The 25,687-nt window shown below is 40.9% G+C and carries 20 protein-coding genes and 2 tRNA genes; 7 read left to right on the forward strand and 15 right to left on the reverse strand.

Translation table 11 applies throughout. The features are described 5' to 3' along the window. Positions 1-18: 18 nt before the first annotated feature. The 6 genes from dptH to NB463_RS13990 all read right to left on the reverse strand — a co-directional run bounded on the left by dptH (position 19) and on the right by NB463_RS13990 (position 10,090). Positions 19-5,046, reverse strand: a complete 5,028-nt coding sequence (gene dptH, locus NB463_RS13965; protein WP_258430648.1) for a DNA phosphorothioation-dependent restriction protein DptH — start codon at positions 5,044-5,046, stop codon at positions 19-21. Then, a complete protein-coding gene (gene dptG / locus NB463_RS13970) occupies positions 5,027-6,340 on the reverse strand; it encodes a DNA phosphorothioation-dependent restriction protein DptG (protein WP_258430649.1) in 1,314 nt (437 codons plus the stop codon). Before dptG ends, dptH begins: the two co-directional genes overlap by 20 nt. Next, on the reverse strand, positions 6,333-7,934 hold the full coding sequence (gene dptF, locus NB463_RS13975) for a DNA phosphorothioation-dependent restriction protein DptF (RefSeq protein ID WP_258430650.1): 1,602 nt from the start codon (positions 7,932-7,934) through the stop codon (positions 6,333-6,335). The genes dptG and dptF overlap by 8 nt, the downstream gene beginning before the upstream one ends. 802 nt (positions 7,935-8,736) lie before the next feature. Next, positions 8,737-9,102, reverse strand: a complete 366-nt coding sequence (locus tag NB463_RS13980; protein WP_258430651.1) for a tyrosine-type recombinase/integrase — start codon at positions 9,100-9,102, stop codon at positions 8,737-8,739. Positions 9,103-9,106: 4 nt separating this feature from the next. Further along, entirely contained in the window at positions 9,107-9,643 is a 537-nt protein-coding gene (locus NB463_RS13985) for an integrase arm-type DNA-binding domain-containing protein (protein WP_258430652.1), read from the reverse strand. Between the two features lie 325 nt (positions 9,644-9,968). Next, a tRNA-OTHER gene (locus NB463_RS13990) sits at positions 9,969-10,090 on the reverse strand. 333 nt (positions 10,091-10,423) lie between these two features. On the opposite strand from NB463_RS13990, the gene NB463_RS13995 reads away from it, so the two are divergent. The 6 genes from NB463_RS13995 to NB463_RS14020 all read left to right on the forward strand — a co-directional run bounded on the left by NB463_RS13995 (position 10,424) and on the right by NB463_RS14020 (position 14,939). Further along, positions 10,424-11,626 (forward strand): reverse transcriptase family protein, encoded by a 1,203-nt coding sequence (locus tag NB463_RS13995; RefSeq protein WP_005495789.1) that lies wholly within the window; start codon positions 10,424-10,426, stop codon positions 11,624-11,626. 9 nt (positions 11,627-11,635) lie between these two features. After that, positions 11,636-12,355, forward strand: coding sequence for a retron Ec48 family effector membrane protein (locus tag NB463_RS14000; protein WP_258430653.1), 720 nt, complete (start codon positions 11,636-11,638; stop codon positions 12,353-12,355). A gap of 232 nt (positions 12,356-12,587) precedes the next feature. Continuing rightward, complete coding sequence (locus NB463_RS14005) at positions 12,588-13,196, forward strand: recombinase family protein (protein ID WP_005459841.1); 609 nt, start codon at positions 12,588-12,590, stop codon at positions 13,194-13,196. Further along, positions 13,177-13,644, forward strand: coding sequence for a ribonuclease HI (gene rnhA, locus NB463_RS14010; protein ID WP_025592914.1), 468 nt, complete (start codon positions 13,177-13,179; stop codon positions 13,642-13,644). The genes NB463_RS14005 and rnhA overlap by 20 nt, the downstream gene beginning before the upstream one ends. 20 nt (positions 13,645-13,664) lie before the next feature. Next, positions 13,665-13,856 (forward strand): hypothetical protein, encoded by a 192-nt coding sequence (locus tag NB463_RS14015; RefSeq protein ID WP_005459836.1) that lies wholly within the window; start codon positions 13,665-13,667, stop codon positions 13,854-13,856. A gap of 174 nt (positions 13,857-14,030) precedes the next feature. After that, positions 14,031-14,939: a hypothetical protein gene (locus tag NB463_RS14020; protein WP_025592912.1), complete on the forward strand. Its 909-nt coding sequence runs from the start codon at positions 14,031-14,033 to the stop codon at positions 14,937-14,939. Between the two features lie 256 nt (positions 14,940-15,195). Here NB463_RS14020 and NB463_RS14025 read toward each other — a convergent pair whose 3' ends face one another. The 4 genes from NB463_RS14025 to NB463_RS14040 form a co-directional block, all read right to left on the reverse strand. After that, complete coding sequence (locus NB463_RS14025) at positions 15,196-16,893, reverse strand: site-specific integrase (protein WP_005459819.1); 1,698 nt, start codon at positions 16,891-16,893, stop codon at positions 15,196-15,198. A 93-nt stretch (positions 16,894-16,986) separates the two neighbouring features. Continuing rightward, positions 16,987-17,074: transfer RNA gene (locus NB463_RS14030), tRNA-Ser, on the reverse strand. Positions 17,075-17,218: 144 nt separating this feature from the next. Then, a complete protein-coding gene (locus NB463_RS14035; RefSeq protein ID WP_047008566.1) occupies positions 17,219-17,668 on the reverse strand; it encodes an L-alanine exporter AlaE in 450 nt (149 codons plus the stop codon). A 365-nt stretch (positions 17,669-18,033) separates the two neighbouring features. Continuing rightward, the gene (locus NB463_RS14040; protein ID WP_258430656.1) at positions 18,034-20,454 is read right to left on the reverse strand and encodes an ATP-binding protein; all 2,421 of its coding nucleotides are present in this window, start codon (positions 20,452-20,454) and stop codon (positions 18,034-18,036) included. Positions 20,455-20,507: 53 nt separating this feature from the next. Between NB463_RS14040 and NB463_RS14045 the strand changes: the two genes are divergently transcribed. Continuing rightward, positions 20,508-21,119: a YecA/YgfB family protein gene (locus NB463_RS14045; protein WP_005390772.1), complete on the forward strand. Its 612-nt coding sequence runs from the start codon at positions 20,508-20,510 to the stop codon at positions 21,117-21,119. 73 nt (positions 21,120-21,192) lie between these two features. Here NB463_RS14045 and NB463_RS14050 read toward each other — a convergent pair whose 3' ends face one another. The 5 genes from NB463_RS14050 to nadA all read right to left on the reverse strand — a co-directional run bounded on the left by NB463_RS14050 (position 21,193) and on the right by nadA (position 25,585). Next, the gene (locus NB463_RS14050) at positions 21,193-22,359 is read right to left on the reverse strand and encodes a glutathionylspermidine synthase family protein (RefSeq protein WP_258430657.1); all 1,167 of its coding nucleotides are present in this window, start codon (positions 22,357-22,359) and stop codon (positions 21,193-21,195) included. Positions 22,360-22,367: 8 nt separating this feature from the next. After that, positions 22,368-22,937, reverse strand: coding sequence for a DUF1190 domain-containing protein (locus NB463_RS14055; RefSeq protein ID WP_258430658.1), 570 nt, complete (start codon positions 22,935-22,937; stop codon positions 22,368-22,370). Between the two features lie 8 nt (positions 22,938-22,945). Then, the gene (locus tag NB463_RS14060; protein WP_005390766.1) at positions 22,946-23,362 is read right to left on the reverse strand and encodes a DUF350 domain-containing protein; all 417 of its coding nucleotides are present in this window, start codon (positions 23,360-23,362) and stop codon (positions 22,946-22,948) included. Next, on the reverse strand, positions 23,362-24,405 hold the full coding sequence (locus NB463_RS14065; protein WP_243327128.1) for a potassium channel protein: 1,044 nt from the start codon (positions 24,403-24,405) through the stop codon (positions 23,362-23,364). The genes NB463_RS14060 and NB463_RS14065 overlap by 1 nt, the downstream gene beginning before the upstream one ends. Before the next feature lie 118 nt (positions 24,406-24,523). Beyond that, positions 24,524-25,585: a quinolinate synthase NadA gene (nadA, locus tag NB463_RS14070; RefSeq protein WP_005390762.1), complete on the reverse strand. Its 1,062-nt coding sequence runs from the start codon at positions 25,583-25,585 to the stop codon at positions 24,524-24,526. Between the last annotated feature and the right edge of the window lie 102 nt (positions 25,586-25,687).

Consider the following 25,687-nt stretch of genomic DNA (forward strand, 5'->3'; position numbering starts at 1 on the left):
GATGTTAAAGAGTAGTGCTCACAACACTACTCTTGCACATTGAATTCTAACTAACTTACCTTCTGATTTAAGGTAAGCATCCCCTTTACCATTAAGTACTTCAGCACCGAGCTCATCCAAAATAACACGACTTTCTGTACCATTTTTAACTCTTAAGGCTAGTTGAGCTGGAAGGTTAGAACGTAAATTTGTACTAATCACATCACCACTTGGTTTCTGCGTGGCAATGATTAAATGAATACCCGCTGCACGGGCTTTTTGTGCCAAACGTTTCAACTCAGCTTCAATGTCTTTCTTCATGTCTTTATCAGACGTTAGGTCTGCATATTCATCAAGTACCAACACCCACCAAGGAATTCGCTCTTCTTCGCTTACCTTTGCATTGTAATCAGGTAACGAGCGAACACTTTGAGCTTTAAACTTCTTATATCTTGACTGCATCTCTTCGACAGCTTGCTGAAGCAGCTCCAACGCATCTTCATCGTCAAAGCCAATTCGCCCTAACAAATGAGGGTAGCGCTCAAAATCATTAAGCTCTGTCCCCTTAGGGTCAACCAGCATTAAGTTAAGCTCATCAGCACTATAATGTTCTACCATTCCGTACAAGATCGTATTCAAAGCTTCTGATTTACCACTCCCCGTAGTACCACCAATCAATAAATGAGGGCAATTAGATGATGAGAAGTTAAGCTTGATTACGTCGCCAAAGCGGTCTTCACCCAATGGCACTTCCAGAGCACTTTCAGGTCGTTCCCAGTTAGGCCAAATATCATTCTGATCAACAAAGTAACGCTGCTCTTGGCTCTTTGGAACATCAATCGTGATGCAACCTCTATCAATGCCGAAACCAATATCCTGCTCTTGCCCTAGCTTCAATGCCAATTTCAACGATTGAGACTTAGCAAAAACATTTTCTGGCTTATCACCTAAGTTCAAACCAACTCTAAACAATATAGATGCAGGTCCTTCTATAAATGGCTCCATATTATCTGGTTTAAGCAAAGTGATTTTGTGACTGTAATAGCAATCAATAATTTGCTGGTATATTGATTCCAGTTCTTCAATCGACATTGTTTTTCTAGCAGATTCTACAGGCTCAACTTTGGGCGGTTCTTCTTTATCAAGAGACTCCACACCTTCATTATCAGACTGATTCTTCAACTTAGAATCTTTATCATCACACTCTTCAAGGTTGTCATCTTGTTTGCCGGGTAAATCTTCAGAGATTAAAGTTCGGATCTCGCAATCGCTTTCTAAGATATATCTACCATCAATATGGTGAAGCTTGGCTGGTGTTAGCTCTGAGAATAGCGTTCGCATTGGTGTTCGGACCCAGTGCCCCAAATTGCCTGCAGGTAACTCAACTTTTAGTATGTCATGAACCTTCATGAACGAAGCTTTACTAAAATTGCTGTCTTCGACGTTTACGAACAAGAAGCCTGCTGGATAATCCACCAGCTCAGCTAATTGATAATCGCCCTGCAACCAATAAGCATTGTTATCTTCGATAACGTCAAAATAGCCCTTCTCGTAAACATTGTAGAGCTTGTATTTATCGATTTGCATCATAACCTGACGCATGAATAAACCGCGGTAAAGGTTTCCTGCCAGGTTTTGCTGCCCCAGCAATGACTCAAAGTAGCGCTTAAGTTCCTGGACTTGCTCTACACCTTTACTGTGTGTTTGCCTCTTGCCTGTTTTTACTTCTACAGGCAATAAGATCATTTGTTGATCTTTAAAGCCGACAAACAATATGTCATCCGAGATTATTCCCTTCTTAAATCCTTGAGCATGGCGAGACAAATCGCTATCAGTCATGTTCAGACCAAGGTTTCCAGCAACACGAACTATCTCAGCTATAGAAAGGGGAACCCAAGTAATATTCGAGTTGGCAACTAAGCAATTAATATACTTGTACGCACATATTATTCCACGCTTCTCTTTCCGTTCATTATCTGATGCAGTAACTAAATTAAGAAGCCATTCTCCGTTAAACGCGTTAAACTCTTCGATGATTCCGCCTTCATCATTTTCTAATACTTTATGATATAGGTCAGTTTGCTTAGTTACTGTTATAGCGTCGTAATTGACTGAATTCGTGTAGTTATCAGAGTAATGGATCAGAACCATATTCTTCTGGCTTTCAAAAAACTCCAGTGTCACTTTAGGATCAATGATCGTCGTCCAAATAGAGTTTTCATACGCCCGCTCTAATAATACTTTGAAGCTTTCTGTAACCACTAACGCTTGCGATTTAGCGTCTCCATACTCTTCATGTTGACGTTTCGCTGGTTTAACTAGCCCGCCATATTTAGCAGCCATTTTTATCTGAGGAGCACTGTCTAAATCAACACCCTGTAAACCAAACGAAGTGTAATAACTGCCATTCTTATTGGTTGCAGCCTCGCCCGGCATAAGGCCGTTACAGACCACGCCGCTAGTTTGTTGTAAAACATCAACATCGGTAGCTTGGACACGTTCGTTGTTTTTGAAAAAGCTCATATGAGCGTAGGATTGCTCTTTTTTTCCATCTTCATGCTTATATTTGCTATACGTTAAGCGCGTCCTAAGCAGGTCGATAATACTATCTGCTTGTCCTTTAGCAGAGCCTATATTGAGCTCACATAAGTCTTTTAATTCGTCATAGCTTGCAGAATCAGCAAACTGATCAAACCAACTATAAGTTTCTGATTTATCGTATAAGTTGACGTGAATTTTAGTAACTTTGTCTTTCTTAAGTTTGATGAAGTCGATCAAGCCTAAGAAAACTTCTTTGTTTTCACCGTTATTAACAGAGTTGATGATCAATGTAGTTTTGTTGCCCGCAACAAACAGATGCTTAAAAGCGACCGAAAATTTACTAACCTTGTCCTTAACTAAACTGCGCACATAATCATAGCTACTATCTTTCTGAGGAACTAATTTTGACCAAAATACGTTTTCTTTAATCGAATGGTTATAAGCAAAGTCACTAACTGGGTCATAAACAAATGGAAGAAGTCCTTGCGCAGTTAACCTCTGAATCGTAACTGGTGGTAATTTTATGAAGCTCTTTGCACCAGACTTATCTGTTTTCAACTCCGCCGCTAAGTTCGCATTATAGGCTAGCACCAATGGATGGTACGGTGTGATTAAGGTTTCACCATCTATATCAACAAAGCCTATATCCATTAGCTGCTTATGCTCAGCATTCAGTGGGGCATGATACGGTATGCTGTCTATCTCTGTTTGGTAGGCCGCAACTACCCGATCTACCAATTTTGTAAGGTTACCTCCCCAACTAGCTAAGCTAAGTAGTGTTTTTTCCCGGCTTAAATAGTTAAATAAAGCTTCATAGGCACTGTAAAGTTCACGGAAGCTTTCATTCAAATCAGATAAATGAAGATCTACATCGTTCTCACATGATGCCATAACTCTATTATCAAGTAGCTTAGCTTCTTGCTGAAGTAATGATAGACGCTTTCCCTTTGGAGCAACTTCTTTCTCATCGATAAGCACTTTCTCTTTTGAACGGTTATACCTACCAAAGTAAGCGTCATCGAAAAGATCTTTGAAGCGGCTCTGATCTAACATTAATGGTAGCGATAGAGAATCGGTTGCAACTTCACCTTCAACATTAAATTTTAGCTGATTTCCCCCACTTTCCACTGTAAAGGTAATATCATCAGAGTCTCTAGCGAAAATTTTGAAGTCAACTAACCCCGTAGCTGTAGTTTCAAATACCTGATCATTTTCTGCCAAAACACTTTGTTCTAACAGCTCGCTAATTTTAAGGCTTTGTTCATCCGTTTGAAGTGTTATCCATTTTTTCAATGGATCAATGAGATAAGTATGCCTAAAGGCATCCACATAAAAATCACCTTTCCTAATGACTAAGACACGAAATTTATGAGTTTCTTTTGGCTTGTCTGTTTTGACTTGAAAGGTAAAAAACCGAGGTTGCCCGTCAAATGACCCAGTTAGTAAAGCTCGACTCCGAACACCGCCTAGATTCTTAATAACGATGTCTATAGGTGGCTGTTTTGAGTTATGTTGAATTTTGCAAAAGCTATCTCTTAACTTCTGATTTATGAAGCAAAGATCTAACTCAAATTCATCTTGTTCCGGCTCTAATACCAACACTATGTGCCTTTCTCTAGCACCAGCTCCTTTGTCTGATTTAGACTTACTCAAGAAATCAGTATGGTGGCTCGTAACGCTTTCTAATTCCAATAAATTGGTTCGATTTCTTTCTTGTTCAGCAAAGCATTCACCTAGGTCTAGGTTTTCTTTATACTGCTCAATGTTCTCATCAGGAAAGTGCTCTTTTATAAACTTTTCACCAAAATCTAACGATGCAAGCTTATCTTGTAACTCATTAGAAAAGTGGTGGGTTATAAACTCTATCTTGTCACTAAGTGTTTTGTTTTCCTTAAGGCGTTCAACGATTTGATCACCTTCCCAGCCTTCCTCTGAAAGCTGATCATCTTTGAGTAACCCTAGTTCTTGAAACTGAAGATCTCCGTCGGCAATAGCACCGTAGAGTTTTTCAAAACCAAACATTGTAGCGTTGTCATCTTGAATTTCATTAAAATGATAGTTAAGCAAACACTCAGAGATTTTTGCTTTCTCGTTATTCTGATCAATTTCTTTATGTAGTAGGTCTCTAATATTTTCGGGATGCCACACGAAGCCAGGCTGGGCGACATCTTCAGTAGAGTTTCGAAGAGTATCTAACATAGAGTTATGAATGATCAGTAATGCCGTACCTTTAGCGGAGCCTTCCATCGCAGATACTTCATCACGTAAATGAGCAATGTAATTTTCGGTAAAGCTCTTTCCTTCGTAAACTGGAATAAGCTCAACATTTCCATAATTGATAGTCTTTAATTCAATTCCTCTAACTTCAACACTGCTATCAGCGATATCCAAGAATGCATTATATAGCCCTAGCCCTTTTCCATTATCGGGGCAAGTAAACTGATAACGAAAGCCTACCTTCAACTCTGATTTTGCCCATTGGCTAAAGTGGGAGACTAGGAACTTATTAAACTGTTGGTCTGACATATACTGCATCTCCACTGTCACTCATTCTCTCTACGTTGCCCATGCGCTCATAAAAATCAACGAGATTCTGTTGACTCTGTTTGTCGAAGTAAACTCCTCTAGCTTCGAACTCTTTAATCACCTCATGAAAGCGAAGTTTTTCTCTTTCACCAATAACTAAATTGGTAAGTAAGACAATATAATCTTGATTGATTGCTAGTACGTTCCCGCCACGCCGCCTATTTTGGATAAAAGGATCGAGAATACTCCTTAATGTGCCTTTAACAGCAGTGTCATTATACGTCGCTAGCCGACCTTTCTTTCTATGAAACTGTACATACGACGCCTCTAGAAGCTGAGTTAGAACAAGTTCTTTATCTTCACTATGCTGCCAATTTAATTCAATGTTGTAGCACTTCCTCTCCGTACGGTCGGCAATAAACTCTTCACCAAATTGGTTTAAGTTATCAATGTGGCTACCATTGATGTTTTCGAAAAGCCTCCACAACGGCTGCACGTTATTTTTTTCTTGCAATGCCTCATTTATGAATAGATATGGAAATAAATAACTCAAGCAATCATGCAGCTGAGCGTAACCGTAATTTTTGACTTGCGACCGTTCCTCACTTGCTCTTTCATTATCAACAATAAAAAAGCAAGGTTTACTTACTGGTTCACCATGCGCCCAATTTTTAATATTTAGTGCCATCTGAGATATATATAGAAATCCATACAATCGTATAACTGCCATAAAGTTATTGAGAAGGTAGTCGGGTTTCATATTTAGAAATTGCAAATCTTTTTTGAAATACTCAGAAATAAAAGGGAGGTAGGTTTCCGCTACTTTTGGCGTTTCTTTTTTCCCTGATACGTGGAATTTATCAAATTCATTTTTAATCTCTCGTTCAAGAAAATTAAGGTTAGCCACCGAAGAACTCTCTACTGTAAAGCCATTTAGTATTCCTGCGTACATATCACCTAGCTTCTTACTATTAGTATCAAGCTCTTCTTTAGTCGCCTTAAAAATGAGTAACTCAGGTGATATTTTAAATAACTCTTCATTATGGAAATACATCTTTTCTATAATATCCAAAAGACCAGCATCGTCACTCTCCAAGTTTTTAGAAAAACTTTTTTCACACAAATATTTAAAGTCACCTATGTTTTTTGTAAAAAGAGATTTGTTATATAACAGGTGTACGAAATAACCTAATACTGAGTCCCAGCAAAACTTATAGTGCTTATCCTTCGTTCTCAATGGTAAAAATGAACTAAAAGCATTCTTACTAGGAGGAGTAAGGTTTTGTTTAATCATTGTTTAGACCACTCACTTCATACTTATCATCTTCATCATCGGTGACTGTGATATGCTGTTCACCATTAATGATGTGCAGTGTTTTTTCTTGACTAGCTATTTTCGATATTTCTTCAACAAGCTCATCCAGCAGTACTACTGTATTTTTGTCATGTTTATTTGGCCGATACCCGTCAACTATTCTTTTCATTAGCTGCAGTAAGTTTATATTAACGGGTAAAGTTAAGCTTTGATTACTTACACTAATGCAGGCTGTAAAGTAAGAAACTTGAGTTGGAGGGTGCCTAGGAACACTTTTCAAATCTGGTTTTATATCCAATTTAACAACTAGCTGATAACCATTTTTTTCTGAAATCAGATATTGACTTTGACGCAAATTAGGCGCGTTACGATTATTATATTTTCTAATAGCCGTACGCAAAGTATTGTTGCAAAAATCTCTAATTATACTCCTACACTCATCACTATTATCATACTCTCGATGCTTTTGATAAATGCTAATGTACTCTTCTATCAATGACTGACTAAAGTCTTGAGAGAACCGTTCATGATAATTGTTAGCATAATTTTCATATTTCAAGACATAAAACAATCTCAAATATGAGTGACTGGCTTTTAACTTTTCTACACCTAATTCTTTCAAGTGGCTTTTAAATTCCTCAAATTCGGAATCAGGAAGGTCTAAATCGTTTGCTAATATGAATCTGTCGATTTTCTTCGTTCGTAAGTGAGCAGGATCGAACTCGACAACCTTGTTAGCTAGCTCATTGTCCCCACCGGAGAAAAGGTTATCGAACAAATACCCCGGCCCAGCCAGTAACATGAATATGAAATCTAATAAGGAACGAGCTGTCACAAACTGATCTTTCATCAAGCGAGCTTTAAAAAGAAGATCAACAACGGTACGCTGCACTGCGGGTAAACTCAGTAACTCATAATTTGCTTGTAACCTTCGAGAGTCTAGATCTGTGTATTCAAGCTTATCTTTATCAAAAATCTGACGAATCAAGTTATCTTCTTCAGCGGTTAGCTTTTTCAATAGCTTTTCCGCGAAGACAGAAGTGGATCCATTATCATCAATAACAAACTTGGGATATTTTTCAAAATCAATAAAGAACATCCCATCGCCATCGGAGCCAGACTCTAAGTACTCCCTAATCGTGTTCTTAAAGACTTCATTACTACCTTCTTCTGCGTAATTCCCAAGCATGCCAGTATTGATACCAACAACTAAAGGCTTTGATTGAGATAAATAGTCCGAGAATACCTTATCCAATGTGTGAATTGCATTTTCACGAGGATCAAAGCTATGTGTAGCATCTAAGTGGAAATGTGCACGCGTTCTATATTTCTTCTTACAAGTAGTTAAAAGCTCTGACTTACCATCACCACTACTGCCACATAAGAATAAGACTTCTGGCTTATCAGTTGAAAAACTTGAGATTCGCTTCTCAACAGCTTTTGCAATTGGCATGTCGATATAAAGGTAGTCTTTTACTTCGTCAAGTTTACCTTTGTTTTGTTCGACCCTCTCTGTCGATACTGCGTAAGGAGATGATTTCGACAGTACACTCAGCGCTTCTTTTAATCTCATAATTTACTCATTTCGGATTGCTCTATATTTGAGCAGCATTTGCGGGGTTGATGAGCATCAACTACTTCACAGCAAGTGATTAGCATATATGCTACAACATGCCATTACGAATAATACCTTCTTTTATTCAATATCTTGATCCATTTAGAATAAATATTTCCACCAAAATCAGTTGAGTGGAAAAACAGATGTCTGCAGCTCTAGTTCGGATAATCAGCTATGCTATCAAGTTTTTATGATCAGAATTAAACCAATCTCAAACACATATCACCTAGAGGACATACACCTGCAAGAGGAATCCTCGATCACCATTTCAGTCATACCCAATCCAATGCAGCAGGTAATGCCGCTCCTCAAAGTAATTTAGTTTCTATTCAAAACCACGCATAACTACACCATTGTTTTTCGCACACGCGTCAAGCACTGGTTTGTTTTGCCTGAAGAAAAGAAAACACTTATGGCGAAATACACGAAACCTAGCACAGCGGACCACATCCGCTTTGCTTTTGAGCTGTATAAGCGCATTCCACACAAAGTAGAAAGGTCACAGCCCAAGAGCTCAAAAGAAGCCTTGACGAAGTCGGGTTAGTTAGAGACATACGAACCATCCAGCGTAATCTGGATGTTGTTGTTCGGTACTTTGACGTAGAGAAAGACACGCGAGATAAACCATATGGCTACAGTCGCCACAGCAACCAGAAAAACACCTTGGCTGCGCGCGAGGCAATAATACTCGCTCTTGCTGAGCAAAACCTTAGGGATATTTTACCAGAAGAACTCGTCAGCGCGATTGCATCTACTTTTACTGAAACACAGATACAGCTCTCACTAATTCACAAAGGCAGTACCTTTGTTCAGCCAAATAAATGCGATGTTCACGTTTCATTTTCATCCGTGTGTCTGGAATAATCCAGAGTCGATTTTCTGTGTCAATCTCATCCCAGCTAGCACCAGCAGCTTCACTTGGTCTAGTCATGGTGTGGATCTGCCACTCAATTAAACATTTGGTAGCCAGCTGCATATTTGCAGTTGCGACTGTCTGTAGTAGCTCTGTTAGTTCATCAGATTTAAGTTCAGCCATATGTTTTACATCTGGATAAGCGAACGTTTCTCCAACTCTAGATAGAACATTGTGTTGGATCAAACCGCTATTGATGGCAAAGCGCATGATTTCATTTACCAACTGGATGGTGCGTTTTACTGTCTCCCAACTTGCCTCTACGAGCAATTGGCCTAAACGCCTCCTGAACTATTATTGGCGTCAGTGATTTAACCGGGATCTCACCGAACTTTGGAAATGCATAAAGCTCGAGCTTTCTCCAGTTGCCTTGGACGGTCTTAGGTTTTAGTTTCGTCTTGGTCTTAACCCATTCATCAGCGACTGACTTGAATGTACAAGCTTGCTCTTGTTGAATCTGGGTCCTCTTCTCGATCCTGTCTAATTTAGGGTCAATACCTTCCTTCAGAAGTTTGCGCATCTCAAACGCTTTGTCACGAGCACCATCAACTTTGAGCATGTCTAGGCTACCCAATCCCAAGAAGGTTCTGTTTTTTGTACCTGGCTTTGTGTAACGAAACTCCCAGTATTTGAGGTTGTTGGGTTTCACCAGTAGATAGAGGCCACCACCATCAGGTAAACGATAGATTCGATCTCGGCCCTGTGCTTGTTCGATTTCCTTGTCTTTCAGACGATGTATTAAGTGCGACATATTGCCCCCTGGTATGACTAAGCTACACTCAGAAAAAGTTAGGTTTTTCGCGTCATACCACTTAACCCTAAATTATTGATTTATTTAGAATCAAAGCTGTAACTCATGTGATTCCTAAGTTTCTAATCACTTAAATAGGAGCTAAGCAAATCAGGTTCAAATGGTATATTCTCGAAGTCGGGAAAGATTAAAACATACACTTTGTCATACCCCAAAATGGCGAACCAACTAGGACATCTTTGGACGTTATCGGACGATAACTTATTGATTTAGAAGTATAATAGGCATAAAAAAAGACGTCCTAGGACGTCTTTATTCAAGAATGTGGCGGTGAGTGAGAGATTCGAACTCTCGATTGCAAGCTACCAAGTTAAAGCCATTTAATATCAATAATTTAATTATAGTTGGTTCTTTAGCTTTGTACCAATTTTTTGCACTACATCAAGTTAATGATTGAAAGCATTTTACAAACCACAACAATATGCTACCTTTAGCATGCACTAGCGTTCCGCTTAGTTTACTGCAATTGGTTAAAAAGCTGTTTGGTCTTTGCTCTTTATGGAGCGCTGTTTGCATTCGTGCAGATAGTATGTGCGGAGGCCACACCCTCGCCTTGGCTCTCCCTCGGCCTTACCTAGAGTAGAGTATCGAGAGAGCCTCACTAGGCCTGACTTTGTTATATGACTGGCAGTAACCAAACAGTAGCCAACGAATGTAACAGTTATATAACGTGCTCTGGAGTATGAGTATTGTCAGGCCTTCAATATATTGTGTGACCTAATGTATTTATCACAACCAAGTTTAAACACTAAAAATGCCATAAACTCCATGGCAGCTCTAGAAAAGACCCTAGGCCTGACAGCTAAAGAAATCCAGTCAATTATATCACTGCCTGAAAGCCAGAAATATTTCGAAAAAAAAGTGCCTAAATCGGACGGTTCGATACGCCTTGTATACTGCCCTCACCCTCAAGTTCGACGCGCTCAAAGAAAAATTAACAATAATATATTCAAAAAACTAGTCAAATGGCCTAGTTACATTTTTGGATCTATACCAAATACAAAAATATCGAAGGAGCAAATAGAAAGGAAAGATTATATATCATGTGCGGGTCAACACTGCGGAGCTAAAAGTCTACTTAAAATGGATATCAAAAGCTTTTTTGACAATATTCATTTCGACCATGTTTTAGATATGTTCGTTAACTTCTTTCATTATGATAAGGATGTTTCATTCACTTTGGCTAAATTATGCTGTAAGAGTGATTACATCGTTCAAGGGGGGTTAACTTCAAGTTATGTAGCTAGTTTAATACTCTGGAAGCACGAACCTGAATTAGTAAAAAGACTTCAAAGAAAAAACCTTACGTATACTCGTTTAGTTGACGATATATCCATCTCTTCGCATGTTTCTAACTTTGATTTTTCAATGGTTCAGCAACTTGTAACAAATATGCTCTACGAAATAGATTTACCAGTAAACAATGATAAAACGAAGGTTTATCACCTATCAACTGAGCCACTAACAATTCACGGTATAAGAGTTAACTTTAATGAACCAAGACTTCCTGCGAATGAAGTAAGGAAAATTAGAGCAGCCGTACACAACTTAACTATCCTAGCAAGCCAGCCCGGATACAGAACTCTCCACTCCTACCGAGAAGATTATGCGAGATGCATGGGTAGAGTTAATAAGCTCAAAAGGGTACAGCACGAGAAACACTCAGAATTTTTAAAAACACTGCAAAATATACGCCCTCTACCTTCTGAAAAAGATTTAAAGCGAGCCAGAGTTGTCTATCATCGCTTGATGAGAAATTACTCCGAAAAGAAAGATACCAGAGGTTACAGAACCAGTTTTTTTAAGTTACAGGAACGTTTAAATGTCCTCTGTAGAAAAAAGTGTTTTAGGGAAGAAGCACAGAAAATAAGACGTAAATTGAAAGAAATTGCTCCGAGCAAACAAGCAAAAGAGAACTTTTAAAGAAACTTCATGAAAAAGTCAGCCATTTTTAAATTAATCTACGGTGTCATTATCCTATTTTCAATAATTACCGTTGTTACGATTATCTCTGTTATCTACACAGGCTACAAAAACGCGTATTTTGAATTAAGCTTCTGTATCGACGATGCCTGTTTAAGTCGTGCAAAATCTTATTATGGCAATATAATAGCATTTTATACTGGTTCTGTAGAAGTCCTAGCTGCAATAGCCACATCTTTAGGTATTATTGTTGCAGCAAAAACCTTTAAAAATACCGCAGATACAAACGCATTTAATAGTCACATCTCTCACTTCAAGACATTTTCAGATTATTTAAGCTTTGAAGTTATTAAAAAGGACAAAGTTAAATTATCAGCAATTAACGTTTTTGACTGGTTTAACTTAATATTTGAAGACTCAATCTCAGGATCTATTGATGTGTCTGATAATTATTTTAAAGCCTTAAAAGATATTGAGAATGAAATTGAAAAGACCAACAAAAAAGCTACAACAGCCTCGAACGGGCCCTTCAGGCACGCTGAGCATCAGCAGCGAATGAGACCTGTATTTAAGGCCTTGGGGATTGAGATTGAACACTACCCTAAAAACGATTATTGGATTATAGAAGATGAGCTAATATCTTTAATTGACTCTATCAATCAAGCCTTTTGTCAAAGGCCTAAAAGGGTTGGCAAGATCTGTTCTAGGAAATATTTTGAAAAATCTTGAACCCTTACGTTCTACAACGTGTATTAGGGGCTACTATTCAGACTATATCTAACAGAAAAATGTAGTTTAAAAACTTGTATTCGAAAACAACAAGCCTCCCTAGCTAAAAACCATTCGTTTTCGAACCTACCCGCATAGTATGAGACAAAAACGTCTCATAAGTACCCCCTTGACATTTTGACCTAGGCTCATAAAATCCATACTACTTTTTCAGAGTGGTATGCGAGGGCTAATGAGTACGAGGACTTATTTCTATTGTCGAGTCTCTACAACAGAGCAGACAACAGCGAACCAAATACAAGCCTTCAAAGACAGAGGATATGAAGTCAACGAAGCTTTTGTAGTTGAAGATGTTGTATCAGGTGGTGTTTGTGCTTTGGAACGTAAAGGCTTCAGGATTCTTATTGAGCACAAGCTTGTTGCAGGTGACACGCTGGTGGTCTTAAAGCTAGACCGCTTGGGACGTGACAACATAGATGTACAACAAACGATCAAGCTTTTGATGGACAAAGGTATCAATATCCACTGTTTAGATTTACCACATAACGACCTAAACAGCCCTGAAGGTCAGTTAATGTTGAAAATGTTTTTAGCTTTTGCTGAGTTTGAAAAAGATCGTATTAGAGAACGAACAATTGAGGGTCAAGCAAGAGCAAGGGCTGAAGGCAAAACTATTGGTCGTCCTGCCAAAGCAAGTGCAGATAAAGTGGCAAAGCTAAGGAATGAAGGATTGTCCATATCCAAAACCGCAGAGAAGCTTAACATCTCTCAATCAACGGTTAAGCGCCTCTACGCAGAATCAAAGAAGAGTAAGGAGAAAAATGGAAACAACAGTAACTAGCAACGCTAAAGAAGTAATTAACGCCTACACAGACGGTTCATGTATTACGCAGAAATGCATAGGCGGCTGGGCATTCATACTAACCAGAGCAGACAAAAAACTAGAACGCTCTGGACATGAAAGAAAGACCACCAGCAACAGAATGGAACTAACGGCAGCAATTAAAGCGTTAGAGGTTATATATAAGAAATATCCGAACAACCCTATAACAGTCCACACAGACAGCCAGTATGTAAAAAATGGCATTACTACATGGATACGTAGCTGGAAGCGTAATGGTTGGCGTAGGAGTGACAGAAAACCCGTCCTTAACGCAGACTTATGGCAGAAATTGGACGAACTGAACGAATCAATGAATGTTTCTTGGGAGTGGGTAAAAGCACACAATGGTCATCCTCTAAACGAGAGAGTTCACATGCTTGCTTACTCTGCTATTCCACAAAAGTAAAATTACAAAGGTATAACAACATGGAACAAACTACATTAGTTGAAGATTTTATCCTACCAGAAGTTGAACTTAACGAGATAGACAACTACCACCGCATACCTGAAGTCAAAGCATGGTTTGTCTGTTCAGTGAAAAACGCAAAGAAAGCGGCAAAAGATGGTCTACCCGTAATCCGAACGCATGTAGGCAACTGGTATGGTCGTCTCTCTTAAAAAAATGAACTTTTGTAAATCACATTTTGTGTAAACGTCAGGGGGCGATGCAATCGAAGTAGGAACAAACTCGGAAGCTAACGCCCCCCTACCCACAATTATCAAGAGGTAGAGTGTTTGTGAGGTTCAATCATACTAACCAACCACAAGATAGAGTTATACCAGCAGTAAACGATGATGAAACAGTGCACTTTAGAGCAAATTGACCCTAGACAGCTTGTTCTCGATGAAAGGTTTCAAAGCAGACAAACACAGTTAATAGCTAAAAGAGCAGACAGAGCAGCTTCAGAAAACAGTAGACAAAGGCAACTCAGAAACATTCTTACCAGTTTAGAGAACGGTAATGGCATTAGGGAACCAATAGAAGCCTATGATATTTACGGTGAGTTGTATGTAGTGAGCGGTTTCCACCGCACAGAGGCATGCCACAAGTTCCTTAAAGACAACCCAAGCCAAAACCTTTTAGTCCCCGTGAAAATTTATCGAGGCTATACAGAAGCAGAGGCTTATCTGGATTCTCTTACTAAGAACGTGGAACACGGTACAGCCTTAGATCAGTCTGAGATATGGCAAAACAAGTTTAAGCAGTCTTTGATGCAGGGGGAAAACCTAGAACCACTTTCAAAGCGCAAAACCGCTAAGTTATTTGATTGCAGTGAATCCCAAGGATTACATATTTTGAACGCTCAGAAAGCCTGTATCGAGGTTGGTTTACCTAATGTGAAAGAGTGGTCGAGTGATTATCAAAAGGCGGCAGAAAAGCTTAGAAAAAAGCTATTAAAGAGATTTGAGGTAATGCCTGACGATTTCGATAAGGATGGGTTTCCAATTATCAGCAGATTATCAAAAGCTTATAAAGGTAATAGGTTTGAGGCTGCTTTATCTGAAGAAGAACTAGAACTCAATGAAATAAGTTATCAGAAAGAGTCCCTCAAGGATTTAATCCAAAGAAACCCTATGGCCTTTAGAAAGGCATTAAATACTTTAGATAAAAGAGCTTTAGGAATTGTCGTAAAGCGTAGTTGGGATGAAAACGAAGTCATTCTAAAGTACGGCGAAAGTGATGGATACGAGAAATTCTAACGGCTCATAGCGAAAATCTAGGAATTACAGCAGACAAAACCAACAGAGATCTTAGCGGTATCCCCAAGCTGGTGGCTATCTTTGAGCAAACGCTAGGGTGGTCACTCGTGACCGCTGAGATCTCTAGGTGGTCACTATAGGAGTATTTAAACTTAAAGATATAAATTTAATATTTTAAAAACAACAACTTAAACAAAAACCTTTCAGAAAAGATGTTTAAACAATAGCACCTGTAAACTCTAACTAAGTAATGTTCTTATAGCCTGCTTAAAGCTAAACGAGGGAGACGGTCGATAGCTTCTTTCTTCGTCTCCAACTCAACCGTACCATATGAACCGCCTACACCCGCTGGAGTATGACCAGTAATAGCGTCACTAACAGTGTCAGCAATACCCAGTCTGCGCAGAGCCGTCTTGAAAGTATGCCTAAACGCATGAGCCGGTTGGGTTGTGTGTATACCTAGAGACCTGACTGTTTGACCCCACCACTTACTGAGTGCCGCTGATTTCTTGCCGTATTTGTTCTCTTTAAGCTCAGGGAACAAGAAGCCGCCTGACTCCGCAACATAATCTAAGAAACCTAGTTCTATCAGATGAGCAGGGATAGGTACGTGTCTCAGTGAAGAGTTATTCTTAACGCTTTGCCCCTCACCTCGACGGATATTGAGGTAATGTATGCCTGAGTCTGATTGGGATACATCTGACTTATGTAGTTGAGACATCTCCTCTAGGCGTGCACCTGTATATCTGCACAACAAAGGAACCCAATAACAAGCCATACCATAAGGTTTACGAGCATTAACATCATTAAATACGTCAGCTTGGAACAGTCGACGCATTTCTGAGTCAGTGTAGCCTTTTCCCTCATTAGCTTCAGTTTTCTTCTCCGCTGTGGCAACACGCACACCTACGTGTGGATTAGAGTCGATGATGCCTAGTTCAACGGCATAGCTAAACACAACAGAGGTCTTGCGTAGACAGTTCTTCACCGTAGTAGCACTTAAAGTCTCTAGACCTTGTATCTTTACAAGTTCAATTTGCTCTAGAAGAGGTCTATTCCTGATACTTGCAATTTTAGACTTAGGTAACTGAAGCAATGTATCTCGAAACTCAACGATATGCGCACGAGTTACTTCAGTAACATCCAGATCTCCGATAACTTCGATTAGACGCTCAATCTGAAGGCCTGCCTCATACAATGCTTTAGCGTCTTTGTCCTTAAGAGTTTCAGACTGGTGATACCTCTTAAACACATTAGATATAGAGTATTGAGATGCCTTTTTGCGTTTAGGCTGGTGTTTGTTAGCTAAAGGGTTAACTGACAGAGGTTTGTCTGCAATAGGATTAGATACTGCTTCGTAGCCATAGTCACGGTTGTAACGTGCTCTACATAGCGCTTCGATGCGATGAATGTAGTGATAGAAAGCTACTGCTAATTGACGGAAAGACTCACTGTGAGAAGAGACAACTAAACCCTCTCTATCTAGTTGAGCAACAATAAACTCTTTTAGTTCATCTGCTAGCTCTTGAAGCTGGTCAGGAGTAGCAGTATCAACCTCGTTGCCACATATGGACAAAGTATCAGACAAGCCAAATTCACGGACTGTGCCTTCCGCATCTACATCCCTTTTTAGGAAAAGATCGTAGTTACCAGAGGTATCAACTTCATTCTTTACGTGTTCATACCAACGCTCTGCGATGATTGCACAGTCTCTAACATTGAGTTCGACATTGGATGAATTAGATAGTTTTAACTGAGCAACGGCGATCTGCTTCTGCGCATCGAATAGACACTCAGTAAATCGTGGTTTAGCTTCAGAAAGGTTTTTCGTTTGAAGAGATTTCTTGAAGACTGTCTTACCGATTATAGGAACCAGCTTTTTGGGGACAGCCATTCTAAAGTAGTAAACACCAGTTTTAGGATGCTTATAAGGACTTGCCATGATGTTCGACATTGTACCTACTCTTTGTACCAGTAGGCAGCTTACATTAAAACACCAAACCCCTGTATTATAAGAAGTTCTTACACTACAAGGGCTTATAGAATGTGGCGGTGAGTGAGAGATTCGAACTCTCGATACGTTGCCGTATACACACTTTCCAGGCGTGCTCCTTCAGCCACTCGGACAACTCACCGAATCAATTTTTGGTTAGCATCATTGGCTAACGAGGCGCTAATTTAATGATTATGTGCCTGATGGTCAAGGCTAAACATAAAAAAAAGCGCCCTTTCCCACTCGATTGCTCACTAAGTAACTAAATTGAGCAAAACTGGGTCATTTAGATGCCTTGAGAATAGCCGGGAACACGGAACCAACGACGGCACATGTCCAAGAAGTACCCATACAACACTCCCATACCGCAAGAAATAATGGCGTTACTTGTCACCGCGGTCACTATTTGGTCTGTAGACGCACCAACTGCGAATAAAATTCCTGCATAAACTGGAGACTGAAATAGCACATAAGCGACCAGATCAGATACGTTTTTCATAAATGAAGACGGCGATACCTTGTTACCCTGACGTAGTACCCAATCACGAAAAACGCCATACGGCCAAGCAATAGCAATATTCACTGGAATAGATAGTGTACGTGATGCTAAAGATTGCTCAAACGTCATCCCTGAAATCAAAATCTCGACAATCATCCCTGTGATAAAGCAAAAAACAACCATAGCAAAGGTATCCGCTGCGGCGTGACGAATACAAAATGGTCCACGAGACTTCATTAACCAACCCCTAAAATTAAATACCACCACCAACAACTAAAAACGCCTAAAATGACGTAAAAATGGTAGAAAAATACGGATTTAACTTACACAAAAAGTGGGATAAGTGATTGTTTGGATGGAGGGTTAGGATAAAGTTCGGGGAATAAACGATCATTCTAATAACTTATGCTACTGAGTTGTAAAAATTCAGAGTATTCCCGATGTGATCGCAACTGAGAGCCGCACCGTTTCTCTTATGACAGAATCTAACAGCAGCGCTAAGCTAATTGAAAGTAAGGAAAAAATAGACGATTCAGCTAAAGGTTAGGTATGAAGAGTAAAGACAATTCATGATTGCATTGAATCGCGCTATATGGATTAAGCTATGATGATGCGAGCAAGAGCGTTAAGGTGTCGATATCATCTTGGTTTGGAGACTGCTGACGCTTTAAGTTACGCCTTATTCGCTCGGCAACTAAAGAAACGTCTTTATTAGCATCAGGGGTGACTTGAGCAATAATCGCTGAAATAGCCTCTAACGCTTCGTTGAGATGACCATTATCTAGAGCAACATAGAAGTTTAGTAGCCACTTTTCCGCATCAAGGATATCCGTTGTATTATCACCAAAGTCCGACTGGTATTGGTATAACCGTGCTGCATGGAGATACAACGCATCATTTAATTCAGACTCCACAATTGGTTTCGCAATTATGTGGTCGGCTCCTACATTTATCATGCGCTCTTGTGTTTCTTTGAATACATCCGCTGTGCAGCCAAAGATCAGTACCGACTTTACAGGCGAACTCATCGCTCGAATGGCTGATATCGCCCCAACACCATCAAGAACAGGCATATGATTGTCCATTAATATCAAATCAAATGACTGAACGGCCACCTCATCGACGGCAAGCTGACCATTTTCAGCACTTGTGCACTCAAAGCCTTTGGCTCTTAGGAAAGTTTCCATAATGATCGCATTTGTTCGGTTGTCTTCGACAATGAGCGCTTTCAAACCTTTGCAATTCAGCTTATGTGCATTGACTGCTTCCACTTTCCCAGGCTCACAAGGCGTAAGCGCGATCTCGACGGTAAAGGTTGTCCCGACATTCTCTTGACTCTGCACAATCACATGCCCTCCCATATGCTCGGCAATTTCTTTTACTATCGCTAAACCAAGCCCTGTCCCACCAAACCGCCTCGTCGTCGAGGACTCCGCTTGTTCAAAAGGACGGAAAATGCGTTTTTGCGCTTCTTGAGAAATACCGATACCCGTATCTTTCACCGCGAGAATAAGCTTGGTATCTGCCTTGCTCGATTTCTCGGTCAGCTCTACTTCTACGATGCCTCGGTCGGTGAACTTGACAGCGTTGTTTAGTAGGTTAAACAATACTTGGCGCAGACGGGCTTTGTCATTGTTGTACCAGCGCCCTGTTGGTAAATGAGACACGACTCTAAAACGAAGGCCTTTTTCTGCACATAGTGTTTGATAAACACTTTTTATGCTGCCGATGATCGACTCAATTGGGAAAGGCGTATTTTCGAATTCAACATGTCCTTGCTCAATTTTTGAGTAATCTAAAATCTCATTAAGTAACGTCATCATATGATCACCTGAGTCATAAAGTGTTCTCAGGTGCTTACGTTGATCATCGGTGAGTGGCGTTTTTAACAATATCTGAGCGGTTCCTAATACACCGTTCATTGGCGTACGAATCTCATGGGATAATGTGGCTAAAAATGCCGTTTTAGCGTTCGTCGAAGCCTGGGCTTTTATTCTCTCTTGCTCTAGATAGATGGTTTTTTCATTGAACTTCTCGATGAGCTGTCCAATTTCATCTTCGCTATCGTAGTCAATGTCTATGATCCCGCCAGTTTTCGAGTCATCAATCTTAGCCGCAATACGGACAATCGGTTCGACAATGTAACGATTCAGCAAGTAATACCCGACCAGTACACACAAGAGTAAGAATGGAATGATTCTCCCCTCAACACTCATGACTTGTTCAAACACTTGATCAGCTACTTTAACTTTCGCGTTGACAACTTCCATCCGCCAATCAAACTCTCCAAAATCAAGCTCACTGACATAAATTTCGTCTGTTAGTTGGAAGTTGTGCTCAATAATCACGTTCGAGTCAGCATCGCGAACCACCACACCTAAAGAATGCTGGTTAGTGTGCTCTCGAATAAACTGAAAAAGTGCATCAAGTGATAAGTCTACCGTTACAACGCCAGCGAATTGACCGTTTTGATAATATGGGGAAGACGCAGTAATCATCTGAACCTGAGTAAAAGTGTCGATATAAACCGTAGACCAACTCACAGAACCAACTGGCGCGTCAGCTGCTGCCTTATACCATGGTTCATTGTCATAACCGCCAGATTCAGGATTATTGTAGGAGTGAATTTGGTCAATACCGCCATCACTGTTTTTATTGAAGAATAGGCTTTTATATCGCCATTGTTCAGCTTTGAGTTCTGGTTTAGGCCATACGCCACCACCGACGAGCATCTCATCACTCAATTGGAGAATATGCGGAATTGTCGTGTTGAGAGATTGAATATTTTCAGTCCCCTGGGCGAGTCCTGCAAGGCTACTCAATACACCGGTAGAGCTAAGGAGAGGCTCTTTAATCTCTAGAGCAAGGAGTTGGGTGCGTAACTCTAGGTTTTGCTCTAGCTTTTGCCTAACCGGAGGCTCGACAACCAAATAGGCAACAGAACCAATCGTTGCGATAAAGAAACACAGGTACAGTGTCAGGGCGAGAATGCTTTTTTTTCTAAGTGATGAGCGAATTTCCATAGATGTCTGTGAATCATTCCCTAATATCGATTTATCACAAATTGATTGGTAAGATGAGCGCAATCAACCAGCCCATTAACAAATGGTATTCTATTTTGAAACTACAAGACATCCTTTCTCTCCCAGAACTTGACGGTAAACTACTAAACCTAGCAAAAACTCAAGGCTTTGTAACAGCGATGGCTGCAGCGCCAAACGTATTAATGCCTCAAGAGTGGTTGCCATTCTTATGGGGTGGTGAAGAAACAGCGCCATTTACTGACGGTGAGCAATTAGAGCAATACATTGATGAGATTGTACAAATGTGGAACCAAACTCGTCCTGCTCTTCTAGAAGGATCTTGGCAGTGGCCTGAAGGATGCGCGTTAGATGAACAAGATATTGTAACAAGCCAGACCCGTGATTTCTGTGAAGGTGTATTACAAGGTTGGCAACTTGCTCGTGATGACTGGGAAACGCTAATGCCAGAGGACAGCGAAGATAATGCTCTGCTCGGCGGTGTTTTGCTTTCTCTTACGATGCTTTACGATCCAGAAACGACCATTGAAACGTTGGCAGAACAAGGCATGGAAGGCTTAGAACAGTTTGAAGAGATCTTCAATGCCATGCCAGTGATGCTATGTGGTCTTACTCAGCGCGGTGTTGCATTAGCTGAAGAACAATAAGACACAACGCTGTCGACCATCAAGATTGAACCGCTGAATAGACAAAAGCTCTCTGGATGGAGAGCTTTTTTGATCATGTTAAAATCACATGTGGAATATATCGCGCCATATCTTGCGTGACTAAGCTAGTGTCTTCCCGAATCGAAATCCCAGCGGCTCTATCGTTGACTAACCAGCTGCCAATTAATGTATGGCTTTGCCCAAACTTGGGTAACGGATGATACTGCTGGACGATATTGAATTTAGATTCATAAGGCCCTGCTGTTTTGAGTATGTGTTTCCCACCTTTGACGATCTCAATATTCGCGCCTTCTCGAGAGAATAGTGGTTTGATTACATAGTCTTTCAAAGTGTTCGCTTTTGAATCGTTAGCAAAATAGGCAGGTAAAAGATTAGGATGATTCGGAAAGCGCTCCCACAATAACGGTAAAAGTGCTTTGTTGGATAGAATCGACTTCCACATGGGTTCTAACCAATTCACTTTCGCGGTCGCTAGGTATTTCGCATATTCCTCTTCAAACATAAACTCCCACGGATAAAGCTTGAACATCCAACGAATCGCTCTGTCATCTGCATCCACAAACAGACCATCTTCCGTCGCACCAATATCTTCGACATAAACAAACGCCGTCGCTAACCCAGCTTCGCGCGCGCAATCTTCTAAATACTGGACAGTCCCTTTATCTTCTTCAGTGTACTTGCAGCAGCTAAAGTGAAGGGTTTGCCCGGGTTGATATTTGGCTATCTCGGAAAAACGCTCAATCAAAAAGTCTTGAAGAATGTTGAATTGATCCGCGCTCTGGTGAATTAGACCTTTATTTACAACATCCTCTAACCACACCCACTGCCAAAAACCCGTTTCAAACAGGCTGGTCGGCGTATCCGCATTGTTTTCCAGTAACTTAGCTGGCGAAGTTCCGTTGTATGCAAAATCCAGACGCGAATAGAGCGAGGGTTCATTTCGGTGCCACGAAGAAGCGACCTGCTCCCACATAAATTCAGGGATCGCACATTGCGTCAGCAACCGCTCACTACGAACCACCTCGTCCACAATAGCCAGACACATCTGATGCAGCTCTTCAGTGGGCGCTTCAATATCGTTCTCTATTTGCTCAAGCGTGAATTGATAGTAAGCACTCTCATCCCAATACGGTTGGTCATACATGGAATGGAAGCCAAAACCAAACTGGCGTGCTAACTCACGCCAGTTTTCTCGTTCTTGTATTTCTCGTCGAAACATAGTGCTTATTAACCGCCTCGGCTGACCGATACCGCTTTACCAAACCCGCCTCGAGACATTGCTCTACCAATAGTTCCGCCACCACGTTTATTTAGGTTACTGGTCGCAACCTTCGTCGGCTGATTACGATAGGAACCAAAAAATTGTCCGGCACCATTATAGAATTTGGATTTATAGCGATACATTGGTTCAGAGTAATAGCTCTTGTTGTAACCTTTCAAACCGCTCAGTGCGCGACTGTAAAAGAAGCCCCCAAAGTGAGGCACATAAGATCGGGAACTGGAACTGTAGTAACAATCGTCTTCGTAAAAGTCATTTTTACATTCGAACTCATTGTTGTAGCGAGGGGCATTTCGTTCGGCTCGAGCCAAAGCTTCTTGATAAGCAATATCGCACTGCTCACTGAACTCTGGCGAGTTTGATTTGCATTCATCAGCGTCAGAAAAAATGTAGCCTTCGGTTTTCGATTCTTGTGTCGCAAAGAAGAAAATACCGCCAAAAGCAGCAAAGGGAATAATTTTCCCAAGCTTTAAACTTTTGTCCATGGAAGAACGTTTAACGTTAGAACTCCGCTTCATCGTTCCTCCTAGTACGTCATACAAGCGGCATTTAATACACCGACCGATATAGAAACAGCCGCTAATACAATACCGGCAGGCAGCTCATCTTTTTCGATACGCTCAGTCACTTTTGGAAGTAAAACAAAACGTACAATCGCAAATGCAATGATCTGCGCCAGCATTGCAACAACGCCCCACACCATAAAATCGACAATGTTGACTGAGTTTTTTGCCGCCCCCGAAATCGCAATACAATAACCAAGAAATGCACCACTTAGTGCAATCGCTGCCGCTGTATTTTGCTTTTCTTTGATCAGGTGCCATTCATCGTAAGGCGTAAGCTTGACGTAAATGAACTTAAACGCCAAAACGAAAATAATAGAAACAGAAAAATAGAGTAAAAAGTTGGGAAAACCTGCTAACAGGTCAGCAATCATGTGCATTATTGTTCCTTGTTCATTTCTTTCCATGCAAAATCTTCAATACGTTCATCTGCAATGTAAAACAGCTTGGTACTCGGTGGTACTTCTGCATCTAAATCTGGGTTGAGTTGGATACCATGGCCAATGTCAAAAGCAATTAGCGTGGCATGATGACGTCTTTTGAGAAAAACAAAGAGACTCTCAACAGTAGTTACTGGCAGCCTTTCAGGATAAATAACCGAGTATTGAGTCATGCCTCGTGTTGAAGCTAATAGCTCTTGGTGAAGTGCACTTGAGCCTGGATCTACCGCCGCTTTTGCCAACATTTCTGCGCCAACAGCAGGTATGCATTCCGCTTTAGGACAGTGTTGACTTAAAAGACGGCCTAACGCCTCATCTTTAAAGTAAGCGACCAAATGTGCGGAAGGATTCACAGAAGCACAGTACAGCGCGGCTGACAGCGTGATATCGTCCGAGAGGTTATCAACAATAACGCAAGCTGCTTCAGCAATATTGGCGTTTTTCATCTCTTGTGAATCCGTGTAGCTGGTCACTTTGATAAAACTGATCTCGCCTGGTAACGGGTTTTCTATTTCTGAACGGCTGCACAAAACAATCGGACGCTTCCCCTCTTCTTCATGTTGTAACATGCGAATAAGGTGCATCGTTCTCGATCCATTCCAACCCAACAATACAATATGGTTTTCCACTCTTACTCTCCGTTTTCCTAAAATACCCGCTCGCCAGTAATCCATCGCTGCTCCAGCGACACGTCCCAATAATGCAGCGAATAGGCTCAAGCCGCCTGGGATCACAAACAGTACAACAACCCATTTACCCAAATCTGTCACTGGAGAATAATCGCCATAGCCAACCGTACTCGCCGTAACCATAAGGTAATAGATAAAGTTAGAGAAGCTGTCTGTTAATGCGGTTTCACCAGCGAGAATGAGCAACCCCCAAGAAACGCTCACATATAAGCCACTAAAGATGAGAAGACTTCGGTTGCTCAATTTAAAAAGGTGTGAACTAAGCCACTTTTTAACTACTAACCACACCGCCATAAATTTATAACCTCGACATTCATTGATTGCATCAATAGTAACTCATTGATAGTAAGACACAAAAAAACCAGCCATATTCGGCTGGTTTTTGAGATTTACTTTCAGTTACGCCTACTTTTTAAGCATTACCTTTCACTTGCATATTTAGCTGCTCAGCAAAGTCCAACATACGATTTAACGGAATGAGCGATTTAACACGCAATTCTTCATCAACAAAGATCTCGTGTTCTTCACCGCCTTCACTAAGCGCTTTCTCTATAGCTTTCAAACCGTTCATTGCCATCCAAGGGCAGTGTGCGCAGCTACGGCATGTTGCGCCAGCACCTGCGGTTGGAGCTTCGATAAGTTCTTTCTCTGGCACAAGTTGCTGCATTTTAAAGAAAATGCCTTTGTCTGTCGCAACGATCATTTGTTTGTGAGGAAGCGCTTTCGCTGCTTTGATCAGCTGACTCGTTGAGCCAACGGCATCGGCAAGTTCAACCACGCTTGCTGGTGATTCAGGGTGAACCAAAATAGCCGCATCTGGATACACGCTCTTCATTTTGCGTAGCGCATCAGCAGAAAACTCATCATGAACCACACACTCACCTTGCCATAGCAGCATGTCTGCGCCAGTTTTATTAGCGATGTACGACCCTAGGTGACGGTCTGGTCCCCAGATGATTGGCTTGTCTTCAGCGTCTAAGTGTTCCACGATTTCAAGCGCAATGCTTGATGTAACGACCCAATCGGCACGAGCTTTAACTGCGGCAGACGTATTTGCATAAACCACAACCGTGTGATCAGGGTGAGCATCACAGAACTCACTGAACTTATCCGCTGGACAGCCAAGATCGAGCGAACATTCCGCTTCCAACGTTGGCATTAGAATTCGCTTTTCTGGTGTTAGGATTTTGGCCGACTCGCCCATAAAGCGAACACCGCCAATGATCAGTGTGCTTGCAGGATGACGATTACCAAACTTCGCCATTTCCAACGAGTCACCAACAAAACCACCCGTTTCTTCCGCTAGGGCTTGAATCTCAGGATCGGTATAGTAGTGCGCGATAAGTACCGCATCCTTTTCTTTTAGCAGCTTTTTAATGCGCTCAATGTAAGACGCTTTTTCTTCTTCGCTTAATGGAACTGGCTTCGGTGGGAATGGGTAAACAGTGTCGATTTTATCTAATATATGGCTCATTGCTCTTGCTCTACGCAACTTCCTTTAGTCCGAGTATTGTAACCTCGTTAATTTTCAAAAACCAACTTGTCGCGGGGATTTCTAGCTATCTAGCCGTATATC

The sequence above is a fragment of the Vibrio sp. RM-41-2B genome (assembly GCF_024744415.1).
Lineage (GTDB): Bacteria > Pseudomonadota > Gammaproteobacteria > Enterobacterales > Vibrionaceae > Vibrio > Vibrio diabolicus.

Bases quoted from the DNA above. Each gene is read 5' to 3' on its own strand.
- NB463_RS14015 (WP_005459836.1), top strand. From the start codon at position 13,665: ATGGAACAAACTACATTAGTTGAAGATTTTATCCTACCAGAAGTTGAA.
- rnhA (WP_025592914.1), top strand. From the start codon at position 13,177: ATGGAAACAACAGTAACTAGCAACGCTAAAGAAGTAATTAACGCCTAC.
- NB463_RS14060 (WP_005390766.1), bottom strand. From the start codon at position 23,362: ATGCACATGATTGCTGACCTGTTAGCAGGTTTTCCCAACTTTTTACTC.
- NB463_RS14000 (WP_258430653.1), top strand. From the start codon at position 11,636: ATGAAAAAGTCAGCCATTTTTAAATTAATCTACGGTGTCATTATCCTA.
- NB463_RS14035 (WP_047008566.1), bottom strand. From the start codon at position 17,668: ATGAAGTCTCGTGGACCATTTTGTATTCGTCACGCCGCAGCGGATACC.
- NB463_RS13980 (WP_258430651.1), bottom strand. From the start codon at position 9,102: ATGCGCTTTGCCATCAATAGCGGTTTGATCCAACACAATGTTCTATCT.
- nadA (WP_005390762.1), bottom strand. From the start codon at position 25,585: ATGAGCCATATATTAGATAAAATCGACACTGTTTACCCATTCCCACCG.
- NB463_RS13995 (WP_005495789.1), top strand. From the start codon at position 10,424: ATGTATTTATCACAACCAAGTTTAAACACTAAAAATGCCATAAACTCC.
- NB463_RS14025 (WP_005459819.1), bottom strand. From the start codon at position 16,893: ATGTCGAACATCATGGCAAGTCCTTATAAGCATCCTAAAACTGGTGTT.
- dptG (WP_258430649.1), bottom strand. From the start codon at position 6,340: ATGATTAAACAAAACCTTACTCCTCCTAGTAAGAATGCTTTTAGTTCA.
- NB463_RS14050 (WP_258430657.1), bottom strand. From the start codon at position 22,359: ATGTTTCGACGAGAAATACAAGAACGAGAAAACTGGCGTGAGTTAGCA.
- NB463_RS13985 (WP_258430652.1), bottom strand. From the start codon at position 9,643: ATGTCGCACTTAATACATCGTCTGAAAGACAAGGAAATCGAACAAGCA.
- dptF (WP_258430650.1), bottom strand. From the start codon at position 7,934: ATGAGATTAAAAGAAGCGCTGAGTGTACTGTCGAAATCATCTCCTTAC.
- NB463_RS14040 (WP_258430656.1), bottom strand. From the start codon at position 20,454: ATGGAAATTCGCTCATCACTTAGAAAAAAAAGCATTCTCGCCCTGACA.
- NB463_RS14055 (WP_258430658.1), bottom strand. From the start codon at position 22,937: ATGAAGCGGAGTTCTAACGTTAAACGTTCTTCCATGGACAAAAGTTTA.
- NB463_RS14065 (WP_243327128.1), bottom strand. From the start codon at position 24,405: ATGGCGGTGTGGTTAGTAGTTAAAAAGTGGCTTAGTTCACACCTTTTT.
- NB463_RS14005 (WP_005459841.1), top strand. From the start codon at position 12,588: ATGAGTACGAGGACTTATTTCTATTGTCGAGTCTCTACAACAGAGCAG.
- NB463_RS14020 (WP_025592912.1), top strand. From the start codon at position 14,031: ATGATGAAACAGTGCACTTTAGAGCAAATTGACCCTAGACAGCTTGTT.
- dptH (WP_258430648.1), bottom strand. From the start codon at position 5,046: ATGTCAGACCAACAGTTTAATAAGTTCCTAGTCTCCCACTTTAGCCAA.
- NB463_RS14045 (WP_005390772.1), top strand. From the start codon at position 20,508: ATGAGCGCAATCAACCAGCCCATTAACAAATGGTATTCTATTTTGAAA.